The 16,722-nt window shown below is 60.8% G+C and carries 14 protein-coding genes; 11 read left to right on the top strand and 3 right to left on the bottom strand.

What is annotated here, in order from left to right; all coding sequences use genetic code 11:
• Positions 1-92: 92 nt before the first annotated feature.
• The 8 genes from E0486_RS06715 (at position 93) to E0486_RS06680 (ending at position 10,403) form a co-directional block, all read left to right on the top strand.
• Positions 93-824: an acyl-CoA desaturase gene (locus tag E0486_RS06715; RefSeq protein WP_243697396.1), complete on the top strand. Its 732-nt coding sequence runs from the start codon at positions 93-95 to the stop codon at positions 822-824.
• A gap of 50 nt (positions 825-874) precedes the next feature.
• Complete coding sequence (locus tag E0486_RS06710) at positions 875-2,221, top strand: glycoside hydrolase 5 family protein (RefSeq protein WP_131851377.1); 1,347 nt, start codon at positions 875-877, stop codon at positions 2,219-2,221.
• Between the two features lie 39 nt (positions 2,222-2,260).
• A complete protein-coding gene (locus tag E0486_RS06705) occupies positions 2,261-3,235 on the top strand; it encodes an aldo/keto reductase (RefSeq protein ID WP_131851376.1) in 975 nt (324 codons plus the stop codon).
• Positions 3,236-3,313: 78 nt separating this feature from the next.
• Positions 3,314-3,898, top strand: a complete 585-nt coding sequence (locus tag E0486_RS06700; RefSeq protein ID WP_131851375.1) for a M23 family metallopeptidase — start codon at positions 3,314-3,316, stop codon at positions 3,896-3,898.
• 229 nt (positions 3,899-4,127) lie between these two features.
• Positions 4,128-4,508, top strand: a complete 381-nt coding sequence (locus E0486_RS06695; protein ID WP_131851374.1) for a hypothetical protein — start codon at positions 4,128-4,130, stop codon at positions 4,506-4,508.
• Positions 4,509-4,604: 96 nt separating this feature from the next.
• A complete protein-coding gene (locus tag E0486_RS06690) occupies positions 4,605-5,687 on the top strand; it encodes an efflux RND transporter periplasmic adaptor subunit (RefSeq protein WP_131851373.1) in 1,083 nt (360 codons plus the stop codon).
• Between the two features lie 104 nt (positions 5,688-5,791).
• A complete protein-coding gene (locus E0486_RS06685; RefSeq protein ID WP_131851372.1) occupies positions 5,792-8,980 on the top strand; it encodes an efflux RND transporter permease subunit in 3,189 nt (1,062 codons plus the stop codon).
• Positions 8,973-10,403 (top strand): TolC family protein, encoded by a 1,431-nt coding sequence (locus E0486_RS06680; protein WP_131851371.1) that lies wholly within the window; start codon positions 8,973-8,975, stop codon positions 10,401-10,403. The genes E0486_RS06685 and E0486_RS06680 overlap by 8 nt, the downstream gene beginning before the upstream one ends.
• A 119-nt stretch (positions 10,404-10,522) precedes the next feature.
• Here E0486_RS06680 and E0486_RS06675 read toward each other — a convergent pair whose 3' ends face one another.
• Positions 10,523-11,176 carry an outer membrane beta-barrel protein gene (locus E0486_RS06675; RefSeq protein WP_165917220.1) on the bottom strand — a complete coding sequence of 218 codons (654 nt, stop codon included), beginning with the start codon at positions 11,174-11,176 and terminating at the stop codon, positions 10,523-10,525.
• 107 nt (positions 11,177-11,283) lie between these two features.
• The gene (locus E0486_RS06670) at positions 11,284-12,207 is read right to left on the bottom strand and encodes a helix-turn-helix domain-containing protein (RefSeq protein ID WP_131851369.1); all 924 of its coding nucleotides are present in this window, start codon (positions 12,205-12,207) and stop codon (positions 11,284-11,286) included.
• A gap of 187 nt (positions 12,208-12,394) precedes the next feature.
• Here E0486_RS06670 and E0486_RS06665 point away from each other — a divergent pair, with 187 nt between their 5' ends.
• From E0486_RS06665 to E0486_RS06655, 3 genes are all read left to right on the top strand, one after another.
• A complete protein-coding gene (locus E0486_RS06665; RefSeq protein ID WP_131851368.1) occupies positions 12,395-14,317 on the top strand; it encodes a tetratricopeptide repeat-containing sensor histidine kinase in 1,923 nt (640 codons plus the stop codon).
• Positions 14,314-14,955 carry a response regulator gene (locus tag E0486_RS06660; protein ID WP_131851367.1) on the top strand — a complete coding sequence of 214 codons (642 nt, stop codon included), beginning with the start codon at positions 14,314-14,316 and terminating at the stop codon, positions 14,953-14,955. The genes E0486_RS06665 and E0486_RS06660 overlap by 4 nt, the downstream gene beginning before the upstream one ends.
• 65 nt (positions 14,956-15,020) lie before the next feature.
• A complete protein-coding gene (locus E0486_RS06655) occupies positions 15,021-15,791 on the top strand; it encodes a DUF72 domain-containing protein (protein WP_207906211.1) in 771 nt (256 codons plus the stop codon).
• A gap of 4 nt (positions 15,792-15,795) precedes the next feature.
• On the opposite strand, the gene E0486_RS06650 is transcribed toward E0486_RS06655, so the two are convergent.
• Complete coding sequence (locus tag E0486_RS06650) at positions 15,796-16,617, bottom strand: hypothetical protein (RefSeq protein WP_131851366.1); 822 nt, start codon at positions 16,615-16,617, stop codon at positions 15,796-15,798.
• Positions 16,618-16,722: the final 105 nt, after the last annotated feature.

Raw genomic sequence — 16,722 nt, 5'->3', positions numbered from 1 at the left:
GTTCCTAAAGTTTGGTCAAAAGCGCGCCAAAAGAAGCTCTGCGCGCGGTGGCGGAGCCGCAATGACCGAGCTTTCCGAAAATTTTCCCCCGCGTGATCGTGATCCTGTGCTTTTTCGTCGCCCATTGGTACCTCTCCCTGTTTTCGCAAACCTTCATGCAGCACCGCTATGCGGCGCATAAGGCCTTTACCATGAGCAAAGGCTGGGAGCGCTTTTTCTTCATCTTTGCGTACATCACGCAGGGATCGTCCTACCTGAGCCCCTGGGCCTACGGCATCATGCACCGCATTCACCACGCCCACACCGATACGGAGCTCGACCCGCATTCACCGGCCTACGACAAAACGCTCCTGGCCATGATGTGGCGCACCAAGAAAACCTACTCGGGCATCCTTCACAAGGAAATTGCTGTCGACCCGAAATTCACCCGCAACGTGCCCGACTGGCGCCCCTTCGACCTGTGGGCCAACAGTACAGTGTCGCGCCTGCTCTGGATCGGCATATATGTCTGGATTTACGCCATTTGGGCCGACCATTGGTGGCTTTGGCTACTGCTGCCCTTCCAGGTAGTGATGGGCCCACTGCACGGCGTCATCATCAACTGGTTTGCACATAAATACGGGCATGTGAACTACGAGACCGACAACACCTCGAAGAACCTCTTCAAGCTCGACCTTCTGATGATGGGCGAGGGCTACCACAACAACCACCACGTGCACCCGTCGCGGAGCAACTTCGCCACAAAGAAGGGTGAGTTCGACCTGTGCTACCCGATCATTAAGGCACTGCACAAGCTCCGCGTGATCCGGATCGTCAATGCTTGATTTTTCACCGGAAAACCGGCACCTTTAGGGAGCACTCAATGCTCCCGTTCATGTTCCTCCTTACACGTCTCGTTTCGTGCGCGCCGGTTATTCTGCTGCTGGCCATTTCCACTTCCCTGCCCGCGCAGTCTTTTGTACAGGCACGCAACGGCCAGCTGCATTATGGCGGGAAACCGTATTACTACCTGGGCGCCAACTACTGGTATGGCTCCCTGCTGGGCCAGGGTGCCGGTAAGAAGCAGGGTAGGGCACGGCTGCGCAGGGAGCTCGATTTCTTAAGGAGCCGGGGCGTGACCAACCTGCGCCTGCTCGGCGGCGCCGAAGGCAGCGGACTGGTGAATGGTGTACGCCGCGTGGGGCCGCCACTCCAGCCGCAGCAGGGCGTTTTCGACGATGCGGTGCTGGAGGGCCTCGATGTGCTGCTGGCCGAAATGGGCAAGCGCGGGATGAAAGCCGTCATCATGCTGAGCAATAACTGGGAATGGAGCGGCGGCTTCCTGCAGTACCTGAACTGGAACGGACGATTACCCGATTCGACGCTGCAGCGCAGGCTTTCCTGGGACGAGCTGCGCGACGAGGTGAGCCGCTTCTATACCTGCGCACCGTGCGTTACGGCCTATCAGCAGCAGGTGGACCACTTAGTTGGACGGACGAACCGGATCAACGGCAAGCGCTATGCAGACGACCCCACGATCATGACCTGGGAGCTGGCCAACGAACCGCGGCCGATGCGCCCCTCCTCCAACGAAGCTTATGTGCAGTGGTGCCGCGAAACCGCTGCTTTTATCAAGGCGCGCGCGCCCCGGCAATTGGTGACGCTCGGCCACGAAGGCTATATTGGCACGCAGGATACCGCGCTCTATGAAACCGTGCACCGCGACCCGAACGTGGATTATCTCACCATTCATATCTGGCCTAAAAACTGGGGCTGGTTCCGGCCCGACAGTATGGAACAAGACCGCCGGCAGGTGATCGATAAAACGATGGCCTACCTCGACGCTCACCGGAAGATCGCAACCCGTTTACGCAAGCCGCTGGTACTGGAGGAGTTCGGACTGCCCCGCGACGGGCAATCGTTTGATCCCGCTTCAAGCACCCGGCTGCGCGATCAGTACTTCGGGTTATTGCTTGACCAATGGCTGCGGAGCGCCGCCAGCGACGGCCCTATTGCCGGCGTCAACTTCTGGGCCTTCGGCGGCAGCGCGCGTCCCATTCCCGGGCAGGTATTCTGGAAGCCCGGCGATGACTATATGGGCGATCCGCCGATGGAAGAGCAGGGCCTCAACACGGTGTTCGACAGCGACAACAGCACCTGGAAACGCATCAGGAACGCTAGGGAAGCGGCGAAAAAAGGGCGGGCGCGAAAAGGCCTCCGGAGCGCACCTGTGCAGCGATAAGGCATCTGGCCCGCTGCTACTTTTGGTGAAAGCCTGTATATGAAAAAGCGCCTGTTGGGAAACGAGCCGGTATCCGCCATCGGACTGGGTTGCATGAGCATGAGCCATGCCTACGGCACACCCGATGACACCGAATCCATCGCAACGCTGAACCTGGCCCTCGAGCTGGGTATCAACTTCTGGGACACTGCCGATGTGTATGGCTCGGGTCGCAACGAGGAGTTGCTTTCGAAGGTGCTGGCACCCAACCGCGACAAGGTTTTTATCGCCACCAAATTCGGCTTCACGCAAACACCCGGCGGGATGATCTTCGACGGTTCGCCGGCTTATATGCAGCAAGCAGTCGAGGCCAGCCTCAAGCGGCTTGGGATCGAAACCATCGACCTCTATTACGCCCACCGCATCGATCCGAATGTGCCGGTAGAGGAAACGGTCACCGCGATGGCGGGCCTGGTGCAGGCCGGGAAGGTGCGCCACATTGGCCTGTCGGAAGTTTCCGCCAACAGCATCCGGAAGGCGCATGCCGTGCATCCTATTGCCGCCGTGCAAAGCGAGTACTCCCTGCTCACCCGCGATGCCGAACGGGACGTGATCCCCACCTGCAAGGAGCTCGGGATCGCCTTTGTGCCGTTCAGCCCGCTGGCCCGTGGGCTTATGACCAACACACTGAAACTGTCGGAGTTGCCCGATACCGATTTCCGTAAAAAGCTGCCCCGCTACCAGGAGGCGCACCAGCAGAACAATGAAAGCCTGGCGGCGGCCTTTGCGGCGCTGGCCACCGAGCTGGGCTGCACGCCCGCGCAACTGGCGCTGGCCTGGTTGCTGGCGCAGGGCGAGCACATCATCCCGATACCCGGCACCAAAAAGCGGAAAAACCTGGCCGACAATGCCGGCGCCCCCGACCTGGAGCTGAATGCGGCGCAGCTGCGCCGCGTGCAGGAACTGCTGGACCGCTACCCGGATGTGGGCGATCGATACGATGAAGCGTCCTGGAAGCTGGTGGACCGATCCTGAGGCCGGTATTAAGATTCTTTTAGCAGCTGCCGTAAAATAAATCGGCGGCCGGGCAGTTATGGGGGTAAATCCACCCCGATGAGAAAAACCCTCCTGCCCCTGCTCGCGCTTTTTGCGATCGCAGCCATTTCCTTGTCCTTCACCACCAGGCCGGGGAAAAAGAGCACGGCCCGCCGGAGCTCGGTAAGCCGCTCGCTGGTGTTCCCGGTGGCCGGCGGCAGCCGCATCCGCGACAAGTGGGGCGCCAGCCGTGGTGGCGGCATCCGCCGGCACAAGGGGATCGACATTCACGCCCGCAAAGGCACGCCGGTGGTGGCCCTTGCCGATGGCATCATCACGGAGCGCGCGCGGATGCCGGTAGGTGGCAAGACGCTCTGGCTGAAGCCCGCCGGCCAGCCCTGGACCGCCTACTATGCCCACCTCGACAAGCAGCTGGTGCGCGAAGGCCAGCATGTGCGCAAGGGACAGGTGATCGGAACGGTAGGCAATACCGGCAACGCCCGCAGCACGCCGCCCCACCTGCACTTCGGCGTCAAGCAAAGCGGCCACTGGGTGAACCCGCTGCCCTATGTGAACGGCTCGCCGAAACTTTCCGCCAGCAAGGCGCCCCGTGCTAAAGTCCAATCGACCTTGAAAAAGAAAAAAGCCCGCAGCCGTCGCTGAGGGCTTTTGACCATTCCTGAACCAGGATGCGTCCTGCGGTGAGCGGCAGATGGGCCATTCTGGGGATAAAGCGTCGTTTGCATCTTCGTCTCCTCGGCGTCGAAGTCCTTTCTCATTTGCTTCGCGTTAAAAAGACCGACTCCAAGCGTTCCCAGTGAACGTCATTAACCGGGCGTTAAGGTGTGTGCTGCCGCGGCGGCCAACGGGAACATTTACTTTTGGGCCGCCGATGAAAGCCGCCGTCTACTTTTGCCTCGGTTTATTCCTGTTCCTGCTGTGCGGCAGGAGCGAGGCCCGTGCGCTCCGGCCTTCGGCTTCTGCAGGTACCCGAACGGCCACCACCGCCCAACGGCTTTCCCCCCGAACCGCTTTTGCAGCTGCTTTTTCGGCAGAAATGGATACCTCCACTTCCTCTTTTTTCGACCTGGAAGACGATGAGGAGGACAGTCATCCCGATGCCTTCCTGCTGCTGGGCTATTCCCTCGGCGGCTTCTTTGGGTTGCTGGCTGCCCGTGCCGGAAGCCGCACCCGGCCGACCATCCGGCCGAACGCGCCTTTCCTTGGCGGCGATGCGCGGCGCTACCTCGCGCTGTGCAGCCTGCGCCTGTAAGACAACTTTGCTCCCCCCGCCGCGCCCTGCGCGTAGCCACGCCCGCCGGCCGCCGCGGGCTGAACCACTGTATCGTCGTTTAACTCCCGTCATATCATGAAAAAACTTGCACTGCTCCCGGGCCTGTGTGTCCTGCTTTGCTGGACCGCCTGTTCCTCCGTCAAAGAAGAAAAAGAAGAGACCGCCAAATACGCGGTCACCACGCCGCTCAAGATGGATACGTCCTTCGTGAAGGAATATGTATCGCAGATCCGCTCGGTGCGCAACATCGAGATCCGCGCCCAGGAGAAAGGCTACCTCCAGAGCAGCTTCGTGGATGAAGGCCAGGCCGTGCATGCCGGGCAGCTCCTGTTCCGCATCATGCCCAAAGTATACGAGGCCGAATTCCTGAAGGCGAAAGCCGAGGCCGACGCCGCGGTCATCGAGTACCAGAACACGAAGACGCTGGCCGACAAAAAGATCGTTTCGCCCAACGAGCTGTCGCTCGCCAAGGCGAAGCTGGACGGCGCCCGCGCCGAGATGGCGCTGGCGAAGCTGCACCTTTCCTTCACCGAGATCCGCGCGCCCTTCGACGGCACCATCGACCGCCTCCCGCTGAAGCTGGGCAGCCTTGTAGACGAGGGCCAGCTGCTCACCAGCCTCTCCGACAACAGCCAGGTGTTTGCCTACTTCAACGTGTCGGAGCCTGAATACCTCGATTACAAAAGCAATACGCAGAACCGCGGCAGTGCCCGCGTGAACCTGCTGCTGGCCAACAACGAGGCGCTGAAGTACGCCGGCCAGGTAGAGACGATCGAAAGCGAGTTTGACAATGAAACCGGCAACATCGCCTTCCGCGCGCGCTTTCCGAACCCGGAGCGCCTGCTTCGTAACGGAGAGACCGGCAAGGTGCGCATGACCGTGCCGCTGCGCGGCGCGCTGCTGATCCCGCAGAAAGCCACCTACGAGATCCAGGACAAAACCTTCGTGTACGTAGTCGACGCAGGCGGCATCGTGCACGCCCGCAACATCACCCTGGCCGGCACCATGCCCGACCTCTACGTGGTGAGCAGCGGCCTTTCGGAAGGAGATAAGATCCTGCTCGAAGGGGTGCAGAAAGTAAAGGAAGACAACAAGATCGAGGCGGATTACGTCGAGCCGCGCAAGGTGATTAATGATCTGAGACTGAAAGCGGAGTAACCCTTCGTGAGGCGTGAGGCGTCAGGCGTGAGCGCTTTGCGGCGCACGGTTCACGCCTCACGGTTCACGCCTCACGGTTCACGCCTCACGCAAAAACACATTCTATGTTCAACAAATTCATACACAGGCCCGTCCTGTCCATCGTCATCTCCCTGCTCATTGTGTTCCTGGGGGTGATCTCCATGCTGAAGCTGCCGGTGACGCAGTTTCCTTCCATCTCGCCGCCGAAGGTGAACGTGGTGGCCGAATACCCCGGCGCCAACGGCGAGCTTATGACCAAGGCGGTGCTCATCCCGCTGGAGCGCGCCATCAACGGCGTGCCGGGCATGAAATACATGGCCTCCGACGCCGGCAACGACGGCGAAGCCACCATCCAGGTCGTGTTCAACCTCGGCACCGACCCCAACATCGCCGCGGTGAACGTGCAGAACCGCGTAGCCTCGGTGGTGAACAAACTGCCGCCGCTGGTGGTGCGCGAAGGCGTCAAGATCACCCGCGAAGAGTCGAGCATGCTGATGTACATCAACCTGTACAGCAAGAACCCGAAGATGGACCAGAAGTTCCTCTTCAACTTCGCCGACATCAACATTCTCTCGGAGCTGAAGCGCGTGAACGGCGTGGGCTACGCCGACATCCTCGGCAACCGCGAGTATGCCATGCGCATCTGGCTGAAGCCCGACCGTATGCTCGCCTACAAGATCTCGGCCGACGAAGTGATGAAAGCCCTCGACGAACAAAGCCTCGAAGCCTCGCCCGGCAAGGCCGGTGAAGCATCGGGCAAACGTTCCGAAGCATTTGAATACGTGCTGAAATACCCGGGCCGCTACAGTACGAAGGAAGAATACGGCAACATCGTGCTCCGCGCCAGCGGCGACGGTGAGCTGCTTCGCCTGAAGGACGTGGCCGATATCGAGTTCGGCTCGTCGATGTACGATCTCTACTCCAACCTGAACGGGCGCCCTTCGGCGGCCATTGTGCTGAAGCAATCCTACGGCTCCAACGCCAGCCAGGTCATCGCCGACGTAAAGGCTAAGCTCGCCGAGATCAAGGCGGCTTCTTTCCCCAAAGACATCGACTACGAGATCTCCTACGACGTTTCGAAGTTCCTGGACGCCTCCATCGAGAAGGTGATCCACACACTCGTTGAGGCCTTCCTGCTCGTAGGCATCGTGGTGTTCCTGTTCCTCGGCGACTGGCGCTCCACGCTCATCCCCGCCATTGCCGTACCTGTGTCGCTCGTGGGTACTTTCCTGTTCCTGCAGATCTTCGGCATTACGCTCAACCTCATCACGCTGTTTGCCCTTGTGCTCGCGATCGGTATCGTGGTCGACAACGCCATCGTGGTGATCGAGGCGGTGCACGCTAAAATGGAGATCAAGCACCTGCCACCCCTGCAGGCCACTGAAGAAGCGATGCACGAGATCAGCGGCGCGATCATCGCCATTACGCTGGTGATGGCGGCCGTATTCATACCGGTGGCCTTCATGTCCGGACCCGTAGGTATCTTCTACCGGCAGTTCTCCATTACCATGGCCACGGCCATCATCCTCTCGGGCCTCGTGGCACTGACGCTGACGCCCGCCTTGTGCGCGATGATGTTGAAGAATACCCACGGCCAGCCACGCCGCCGCAGCGTGATCAACCGCACGCTCGACGGCTTCAACAGCTGGTTCAACCGTGTTACGGGCCGCTACCGCAAGGTGCTGGGCTATATCGTCAACCGCCGCGTGATCACGTTCGGGCTGCTGATCGCCTTCTGCGCCGGCACCTGGTTCATGAGCGGCCGCGTGCCCGCCGGCTTCATTCCGAACGAAGACCAGGGCATGTTCTACGCCGTTATCCAGACGCCGCCGGGCTCCACGCTGGAGCGCACCAACGCGGCCTCGGAGCGGCTCCAGAAGATCGCCGAGGAGATCCCCGACGTGCAGTCGGTGTCTGCGCTCGCGGGCTACGAGATCCTTTCCGAAGGCACCGGCGCCAACACGGGTACCTGCCTCGTTAACCTAAAAAGCTGGGAAGCCCGCAAGCATTCCGCCCTCGAAGTAATGGAGGCGCTCGAAGCCAAGGCCGCGGCCATCCCCGGTGCCACGATCGAATTCTTCCTGCCACCGGCCGTGCCCGGTTACGGCGCCGCGGGCGGCTTCGAGCTGCGCCTGCTCGACAAGGGCGGCTCGGGCGATTATAAAAAGATGGAAAAGGTGAGCCACGACTTCGTGGCCGCGCTGAGCAAGCGTCCCGAGCTGTCGTCGGTGTTTACATTCTATAGCGCCTCCTTCCCGCAATACCTGTTGCGCATCGACAACGACGTGGCGCAGCAAAAGGGCGTCACCATCGACAATGCAATGAGCACGCTGTCCACGCTCGTGGGCTCCAACTACGAAACGAGCTTCATCAAGTACGATCGTCAGTACAAGGTGATGGTGCAGGCCTCGCCGCAATACCGCGCGCTGCCCGAAGACATCCTCAAGCTGTATGTGAAGAACGACAAAGGCGAGATGGTTCCGTTCTCCGCTTTCATGCACCTGGAAAAAGTGTACGGCTTGTCGGAGATCACGCGGCACAACCTGTACAACGCATCGGAGATCAGTGGTGCGCCCGCGCCGGGCTACAGCTCCGGCACGGCCATCGACGCGGTGAATGAAGTGGCGAAGACCGCGCTGCCCCGCGGCTTTGGCATCGACTGGGCCGGCATTTCGGCCGACGAAGTAGCCCGCGGCAACGAGGCGATCTACATCTTCCTCATCTGCCTCGGCTTCGTATACCTGCTGCTGGCGGCGCAATACGAGAGCTTCCTGCTGCCCTTCCCGGTGATCCTGTCGCTGCCAGCGGGGATCTTCGGCACCTTCTTCCTGCTGAAGGTGATGGGTCTTGAAAACAACATATACGCGCAGGTGGCGATGGTGATGCTCATCGGCCTGCTGGGCAAGAATGCGGTGCTGATCGTGGAGTTTGCTGTGCAGAAGCACCGCTCGGGCGAGTCGGTGCTGCAGGCCGCCATCGAAGGATCGGCGCAGCGTTTCCGACCGATCCTGATGACGTCCTTCGCGTTTATCGCCGGCCTGATCCCGCTGCTGTTCGCCTCCGGGCCCGGCGCGGTGGGCAACCGCACCATCGGCTCCGCAGCCGCGGGCGGCATGCTCTTCGGCACCCTCTTCGGTGTGCTGATCATTCCCGGCCTTTATTACCTGTTCGCCAAAATTTCCGAGAAGAAGCCGATGGTTCCCGACGAGGAAGAAAATCCCGTTACCGAAGCAGTTACTCATCACCACGAGAAAGTTGATACCTATGCGTAGACTGAAGAAATACGGACCGATCGCCGCGCTGGCACTTGCGGCAGCGGCCTGTAAAGTGCCCGCCGCCGTGGAGGTCACACCCAATCGCGCCGTGCCGGCTGCCTATGCCGGCGGCGGCAACGATACAACGAACAGCGCGCAGACGCGCTGGCGCCAGTTTTTTACCGATCCCTACCTGCAGCGCCTCATCGACACCGCGCTGGTGCGCAACCAGGAAGTGCTCAGCACCTTCCAGGAAATCCAGATCGCCAAGAGCGATATCCTCTTCCGCCAGGGAGCGCTTCGCCCCACCGTAGGCGCGCGCCTCGGTCTCGGCGTTGAAAAGGTAGGCCGCTACACCAGCCAGGGCGCCGGCGACGCTTCCACCGAGATCGTGGACGGAAAGGAAGTTCCCGACCCGCTCACCGACATTACGGCGTCGGTCTATGCCCGTTGGGAAGTGGACATCTGGAATAAGCTGCGCACCGCCAAAAAAGCGGCGGTACTGCGCTACCTGTCTACGGTGGAAGGACGGAACTTCCTTTATACGAACCTCGTGGCGGAAGTGGCTGCCTCCTACAATGAGCTGCTGGCGCTCGATAACCAGCTGGCCATCGTGCGGCAGAACATCGCCCTGCAGGGCAATGCTCTCGAGCTGGTGAAAGTGCAGAAGGAAGCGAGCCGCGTGACCGAGCTGGCGGTGCAGAAGTTCAGCGCCGAAGTGTACCACACGCAAAGCCTCGAGTTCGGCATCCTGCAGCAGATCCGCGAAACCGAGAACCGGCTTCACCTCCTGCTGGGGCACTACCCGCAGCCCATCGAGCGGGCGCCGGTGAGCTTGCTGGACCGCAGCACGCCGCCCGTGCAGGCCGGGCTCCCCGCGCAGCTGCTGGCCGCACGCCCCGACATTCGGCAGGCGGAGCTTGAGTTGGCGGCCGCGAAGCTCGATGTGCAGGTGGCGCGCAAGGAATTCTTTCCCTCGCTGGAGCTTTCCTCGGCGATCGGCCTACAGGCGTTCAAGCCGTCTTACCTCGTCAAGTTTCCCGAATCGCTGTTGTATAACCTCGGCGCCGACCTCGCCGGCCCGCTGATCAACCGCAACGCGATCCGTGCCGAATTCAACAGCGCCAGCGCGCGGCAGCTGCAGGCGCTGTATCACTACGAGCGCACCGTGCTCAACGCCTACCTCGAAGTGTCTACGCAGCTGGCGCGGGTACAGAATCTGCAACAGGGCTATGCGCTGAAGTCGAAAGAAGTGGAGGCGCTGACCCGCTCGATCGATATTTCGAATACGCTCTTCTCTTCCGCCCGCGCCGACTACCTCGAAGTGCTGATGACGCAACGCGATGTGCTGGAAGCCAAGCTGGAGCTCGTGGAAACGAAGCGCGACCAGCTCGACGCGGTGGTGCAGATCTACCGCAGCCTCGGCGGCGGCTGGCAATAACTGGTTCCCTGTCCTCGTGCCATTTATTCTGTGAAAAAAGAAAAGGGAGCTTTCGCTCCCTTTTCTTAATGCCCTACACGAGTGGCAGGCCAACCTTTCTTACCAACCTTGCCCGGTCGTTATTTCAGGCGGTAAGCCAGTCCCACTTCGAGTCCGGCAGTGCTGTTGTAGGTCTTGGCGCGGCCGGCGGGGTACTGTGCGTAGCTCTCGTCTTCGGCGTTGGTGAAGTCATAGTCGAAGCGCACCTGCGTATTGAGGGACAGGTTGCTGCTGAGGCGAAAGCGTGCGCCGGCGCCGGCTACAGCTCCGAAGGTGACGCCTTCGTAGCGGTCTTTCATATCGGCGACCAGGTCATGGCCTTCGCCGTTGGTGATGCTCGCGCCGGTGAGCAGGCTCAGTTGCGGGCCTACTTTGGCGGTGAACGATACAGCGCGGGCGGGGCTGGCCGTATAGGTGAAATACAGCGGGATCTTAACGTAGCTGAGTTTCCAGAAGTTGGTTCCGTTGGCCACTTCGTACTTCTGTCCCTGGATTGAGTAGAGCACGTCAAGGCCAATGCCGGCTTTGCTGCTGATGCCGTAGGTGGCACCTACACCGAAGGCGCCGTCGAAGGTCGCTTTGCGGTCGATGCCGCTTTTGTTGTTGTCGTCGCTGTTTTGCAGGAAGCTGAATTGGGGAATGCCTTTTACTTCAAGGGAAAGTCCTTTCTGTGCCTGGGCGTTCGTTGCGGTGAGCGCTGCTGCTGCGAGCGCTGCTGCCATCATCTTTTTCATGGTCGTGACTTTTGATTTGATGCCGCAAAATTCACGGGCGGACAGGCCCGCGCAAATACCTGTACGTCGCCAAAACATACCGGTTTTTCCCTTTTCGCTAAACGACGTCAGTTTGCATGACGATACGATGACGGAGTAAGCCCCGTATGGCTTTTGAAGAAGCGGCTGAAGTAGAAAGGATTGCTGAAATGAAGACGGTCGGCTACCTGCGCAATGCTCAGGCCGGGGTCGTCGAGCAGCACCTTGGCCTCGAGCACCACGAGCTCATCGATCTGCTCGCTGCAGGTGCGTCCGGTGGCTTCCTTGACGCAGCGCGACAAGTATTTGGGTGTCACATTGAGGCGCGCTGCGTAAAACTGAACGCTGCGCTCCTGCGTCACGTGCTCCTGCACGAGGTTGAGAAACTGCAGGGCGAGGTGCCCGCTACGCTGCGTGCCGTGCAGCGATCGCCCGTGCACGCGCTGCAGGCTGACCGCCAATTCCAGCGCCAGGAGCGCAAAGGCGTGGGCCACCGTTTCTTCATAGAACGGCGGTTTCCCGGTGAGGCGGCTCTTGGCCTGCAGCATGTCGAGCAGTGCGCCAATGGCCGTCGCCTCGCTTTCCGTGAGTACAAGGTGCGGGTGCGCTTGCGCCGACAGGAAAGCTAGTGCTTCCAGGTGTTTTTTGTGAAGCCCCGATCGCGATACGAGCTCGCGCGTGAAGCCCAGCACCCGCACCCGGCAGTCGGCGCTGAACTGTCGCACCTGGAGCACGGAATCGTTGAGCCGAAGCAGGAGAGAGCCGGAGGAAAGCTGCAGCGTTTCGGTGCCGTAGCGCAGCGTAAGCGTGCCGCTGTCGACATACAGCACGGAGAATTCCTGCAGCTTGAACGGCCGCAGCAGTGCGCGGTTCACGGGGCGGTCGCGGGAGTCGGCGAGGTAGAAAAGCTCGTTCTGCAGCCCGAGGTAGTGCTGCACCTGTTGAAAGCTGACATTCCGGATGCTGATAGCCGCCGGTAGCGCGGAGGGGAGGGGTGGGCTGGTGGTTCGCATAAAAAAGCCCGGCAAAGGTCGAACCGGGCCAAGGGCGTTCGTGTAAAAGTTCAGTCATGTGCGCGGTCCTCCCGCAACGCACGGCGGCTAGTGCTTTGGCCTTAGGTGCCTTGCGCGGGAGCTTTGCCCCGGCGGAAGCGGAAAATTTTCTATTTTGTATGCTGAATACCACGGCTTACCGTTCACTATGACTGCTTACCGTACCCACCTGAAGCGCTGGCTCTTGTCGCTGTTGCTCGCCGGGGGCCTCTGCGCCATTGCCCGGGCGGGTGCGGAACCATCGATCGACTCGCTCATCCGCGCCATCCCGACGCAGATGCGCAGCGACGACGACGCGGCCCGCCGCCTGATCGACCTGCTGGCCCAAAAGGCGCGGGCGGAAAAGCACCGGCACGGGATTATCCAGTCCGTTTTCTTCAACGCCTGGTTCAACTACCGTCACAACCCGCCCGAAACGGTCATTCATTCCATCGACAGCGCGCTGAAGCAGATCGAAGGCATCGGCACCGACACGGCACTGGTGAAATTTTATATACTCAAAGGCCAGTGCTATGTGAAGCAGGCGCAGTTCGACAAAGCCCTCGAGACCTTCAGCACGGCCCTAGCCATCGCGCGCAGGCGCAACGACAAGGCCAGCGCCACCAGCACGCTCATCAGCATCGGCTGGGCTTATATGGAAGATGGAAAGCCGCGCGAGGCGATCCGCTTTTTCGACGAGGTGCTCTCCCTGCATCCCGAAGAAAAATACGACTACCGCGCGGTGCTGCTGTGCAACATCGCCGCCTGCTACAATACGCTGGGCGACTACCGCAGCGCCGAATCCTTCGCCCTCAAAGGAATCGCCACGGCCCGCAGCAGCAACAGTCAGTTTGACCTGGGCAACGGGCTGAACATTCTGGGACGCAGCTATTACCAGCAAGGACGTCTCCGGGAAGCCATTGAGATGTTGCGCACCGCCGCTGTCACGCGCGAAAAAGTGGCCGACCCCGGCATGCTGGCCTCCGACTACCTGGAGCTCGCCGACCTTTATAACCGCACCGGCGCGCCGCTGCAGGCCATCGCTTGGGCCCGCAAATCGGAGGCGCTGAGCAATTCCCTGGGCAACCGCCTCAAGCTGAAAGCGGCCTATGAATCGCTCTCGGGGAGCTACGAAAAGGTGGGCAACCACCCGATGGCCGTCACCTACCTGAAGAAGCTGCTGGCGCAAAACGACAGCTTGCGCGAAGAGCATTATGGCAAAGCGCTCGCGGAAATGCAGGTGCAGTTTGAAACCCAGAAAAAGACGGCCGAAAACCTGCGGCTAAAAAAGGAAAACCTCGAGGCCCGGCTGCGCAACAGCAACCAGCAGCGCTGGCTCCTCGCCCTGGGTGGCGGACTGTTGCTGCTGGCTGCCTCCGGCGTGTATGCCTCCAAGCTGATGAAAAGCCGCTACCGCACGCGCCTCGCACTCGAACAACTAAGCGAACACCGGCGGCGCACGCTGGCCGTGATGGAGGCCGAAGAGGCTGAACGCCGCCGCATCGCAGGTGAGCTCCACGATGGCGTGACGCAAACCCTGGCCGCTGCCGCCATGCAGCTGAATAAAGCCCGCGACGGCAGCGCCACACTAGACAAGGTGGACGATCTGCTCGGACAGGCAGGTTCGGAAGTACGCGCCTTGTCGCACCAGGTGACGCCGGAACTGCTGCTGCATTTTGGGCTCGAAAAAGCACTGGCCCAGGCCGTGGAGAAGCTGAACGATGCCAGTATGCAAACCACGTTTACGCTATTCACGCACATCGAGGGGCCACTGCCTGGTGATATGCTGTCGCTGGCCCTGTACCGGTCCTTTCAGGAACTGTGCAACAACGTGCTGAAGCATGCCGGCGCCGGGGCTGTACAAATACAGTTGTCGGCCGATGCCGAAGAAGTGCAGCTGATCGTGGAAGACGACGGGCGCGGATTCGACCCCGCCACGGCGGCGGCCGGCCTCGGCATCCGCAACATCCGGAGCCGGATTGCCTTCTTCGACGGAGACGTGCAAATCGACAGTACCCCGGGAAAGGGAACCACGACCATCATTCACGTTTGGAGAACTGCAGCGACCGAAGGAGGAGGGGCCTCCGTATGAACCGCGAACGAACGACCATTGTATTGGTAGACGACCACGAGCTCCTGCTCGACGGCATCAGCTCTATCCTGGAGGACCGCCCGCAGGTATCCGTGCTGGGCAAGGCAACGTCTGCCGAGGAGGCGCTGCCGCTCATTGCGCGGCTGCAGCCCGACCTGGTGCTGACCGACATCAGCATGGGCCAACAATCGGGACTATGGCTCACCAAAACGCTGGGTGAGCGGTTCCCGCTCATCCGTGTGATCGTGCTGTCGATGCACGAAAGCACCCAGCACATCAGCTCGCTGCTCGAAGCCGGCGCACGCGGCTACCTGCTCAAGAACGTGAAGCCGGAAGAGCTGCTGACGGCCATAGACCGCGTCATGAAGGGCGAGCAGTACCTGCAGCGTTCCATCGAGGTGGCTTACCAGCGCAGCGTTCGCCAGCAGCAGGCGGCCGGCGCCGAAAGCCGCCTGACGCCACGCGAAGTGGAGATCATCCGCCTCATCGTGCAGGGCCTCTCCACACCCGAGATCAGCAAAACGCTCTTCATCTCCGAATTCACGGTAGAAACCCACCGGAAGAACATCGGCCGGAAAACCGGTGCCCGCACACCGCTGACGCTGATCAAGTATGCGCAGCAGAACGGGATGGTTTGACCCTGAACCGGTTAATGGGCACCTTTGGACCAAGACTGCCTTCAGGCAAAGCTTTTGCAATGGCCATGGTCATGACAGCGCGCCCCATGCTCCCGTATTTCTCCGGTACCAGCAACATCGTGGTGCCCCACCGGCAATCGGAGTACCCGCCCGAATTCCGGGGTGCCAGCCGGCTTACGTACTATGCCTCGCTGTTTTCTTCGCTGGAAGTGAATGCTACCTTTTACAAGCTGCCCAAAGGCGCCACGGTGCGCAAGTGGAGCGAGAGCGTTCCCGAAGGCTTCCGCTTTACGTTCAAGGTGCCGAAGACGGTCACGCACGCGAAGGGTTTTCAATTCGCTTCCGAAGACATCGAGCGCTTTGCCGAGGTGGTGGCCGAAGCAGCAGACAAAAGGGGCTGCTTGTTGCTGCAGCTGCCGCCTTCCGCAAAGCGGGACCGCCATGAAGAACTCGAGGGCGTGCTGCAAAGTCTCAGCGAAGAAGCCCCGGGCTGGACCCTGGCCGTAGAACTACGGGACAACTCCTGGTACGAACGCTCCGTGTACCGCCTGCTGCAACATTATCAAGCCGTATTGGTTACGCACGACATGCCGGCATCGGCTACTCCGCCCCTGCAGCTGTCAGAGCGAAACGTCTACCTGCGCTACCATGGTCCGGAGGGTGGCTATCGCGGCTCGTATCCGGATGAATTCCTGGCCGGGGAAGCGGACCGGATCGCGGGTTGGCTGAAGGAAGGAAGGGCGGTGTATGCATACTTCAATAACACGATGGGAGCGGCCCTGGCGAACCTGCAAACGCTGAATGCACTGGTGGCGCAGCGCGCAGGTGGGCAATGAGGCCTCATTTATGCGCGATGAACACCGGCACCTTTTGCTCCACGAGGTGCTGGTAGGAGAAGCTCCGGTGAAAGAGGCGGGAGAACGCATTTCGGCCGAGGGCGCCGCACACCAGCATCGGGCCCGAATGCTGGTTCATCCATTCGGGGAAGGTTTGCGGGCGCGTGCCCGTCAGCTTGGTGATGGCGAGGTCCCGGAAGTGGGGCGCCGCCAGTTCTTCAATGAAATCGAGATCAGGGATGCGGTTGCCGGGTTCGTCTTTCGTATAAACAAGGTAGGTGGAGTTCTCCGCCAGCTCAGGCAGCACCGAATAGAATTGCTTCAACGCATATACCGACGAGGCGCTGCCGTCGTAGGCAATGATGTTTTGTTTGGGAAAGCGGCGGACCTCCGGCAGCACGATCACCGGGCATTCCAGCTCGCGTACCGTTCGAGCGAAATGGTCCCACTCGAAGCCGGGATGGGTGGAGCCGAAGAAGAGTGCATGGTCGGCGATGAGCAGGTCGGCGAAGCGGGACTCCTTGCGCAACTGCCCGATGTCGCCGTCGCCCGTGCGTTCGTGCATGCGGAATGAAATGTTGAGGGCGAGGCAACGCTCGGAAACCTGCCGCCGCGTTTGCGCCGCCAGCACCGGGTCAACTTCTTCAACAGCGGGGAACCACACCGGGTCGGGCGGCACGCCGGTGACGGGCCAGGAGCTGATGATCGATGGGGCGATGAAGACGATGGTCAGCTGAATGGGCGCGCGCCGGTGAAGCTCCGCCAGGAACTGGAACACATTTTCCGGGAAAATTTCTTCCGAGAGGGCCGCCAGTATCTTTTTCATGGTGCTCGCTTTTGGTCCGGGTACAAGTTCCGACGGCGCCGCGGCCGATCTGCTGACGCCCGCCGGCACCTACCTTGACCGTGGTCAGCATTTGTGGCTGAACGA

Source organism: Flaviaesturariibacter aridisoli (assembly GCF_004343705.1).
In the GTDB taxonomy this organism is placed as follows: domain Bacteria; phylum Bacteroidota; class Bacteroidia; order Chitinophagales; family Chitinophagaceae; genus Flavisolibacter; species Flavisolibacter aridisoli.
Note: the sequence above shows the minus strand (reverse complement) of the source record. Positions and strands in the feature narration are given on the sequence as shown.

Coding starts and splice junctions, on each gene's coding strand:
- E0486_RS06700 (WP_131851375.1), top strand. CDS start 3,314: ATGAGAAAAACCCTCCTGCCCCTGCTCGCGCTTTTTGCGATCGCAGCC.
- E0486_RS06695 (WP_131851374.1), top strand. CDS start 4,128: ATGAAAGCCGCCGTCTACTTTTGCCTCGGTTTATTCCTGTTCCTGCTG.
- E0486_RS06710 (WP_131851377.1), top strand. CDS start 875: ATGTTCCTCCTTACACGTCTCGTTTCGTGCGCGCCGGTTATTCTGCTG.
- E0486_RS06655 (WP_207906211.1), top strand. CDS start 15,021: ATGGTCATGACAGCGCGCCCCATGCTCCCGTATTTCTCCGGTACCAGC.
- E0486_RS06675 (WP_165917220.1), bottom strand. CDS start 11,176: ATGAAAAAGATGATGGCAGCAGCGCTCGCAGCAGCAGCGCTCACCGCA.
- E0486_RS06685 (WP_131851372.1), top strand. CDS start 5,792: ATGTTCAACAAATTCATACACAGGCCCGTCCTGTCCATCGTCATCTCC.
- E0486_RS06670 (WP_131851369.1), bottom strand. CDS start 12,207: ATGCGAACCACCAGCCCACCCCTCCCCTCCGCGCTACCGGCGGCTATC.
- E0486_RS06660 (WP_131851367.1), top strand. CDS start 14,314: ATGAACCGCGAACGAACGACCATTGTATTGGTAGACGACCACGAGCTC.
- E0486_RS06705 (WP_131851376.1), top strand. CDS start 2,261: ATGAAAAAGCGCCTGTTGGGAAACGAGCCGGTATCCGCCATCGGACTG.
- E0486_RS06665 (WP_131851368.1), top strand. CDS start 12,395: ATGACTGCTTACCGTACCCACCTGAAGCGCTGGCTCTTGTCGCTGTTG.
- E0486_RS06690 (WP_131851373.1), top strand. CDS start 4,605: ATGAAAAAACTTGCACTGCTCCCGGGCCTGTGTGTCCTGCTTTGCTGG.
- E0486_RS06650 (WP_131851366.1), bottom strand. CDS start 16,617: ATGAAAAAGATACTGGCGGCCCTCTCGGAAGAAATTTTCCCGGAAAAT.
- E0486_RS06680 (WP_131851371.1), top strand. CDS start 8,973: ATGCGTAGACTGAAGAAATACGGACCGATCGCCGCGCTGGCACTTGCG.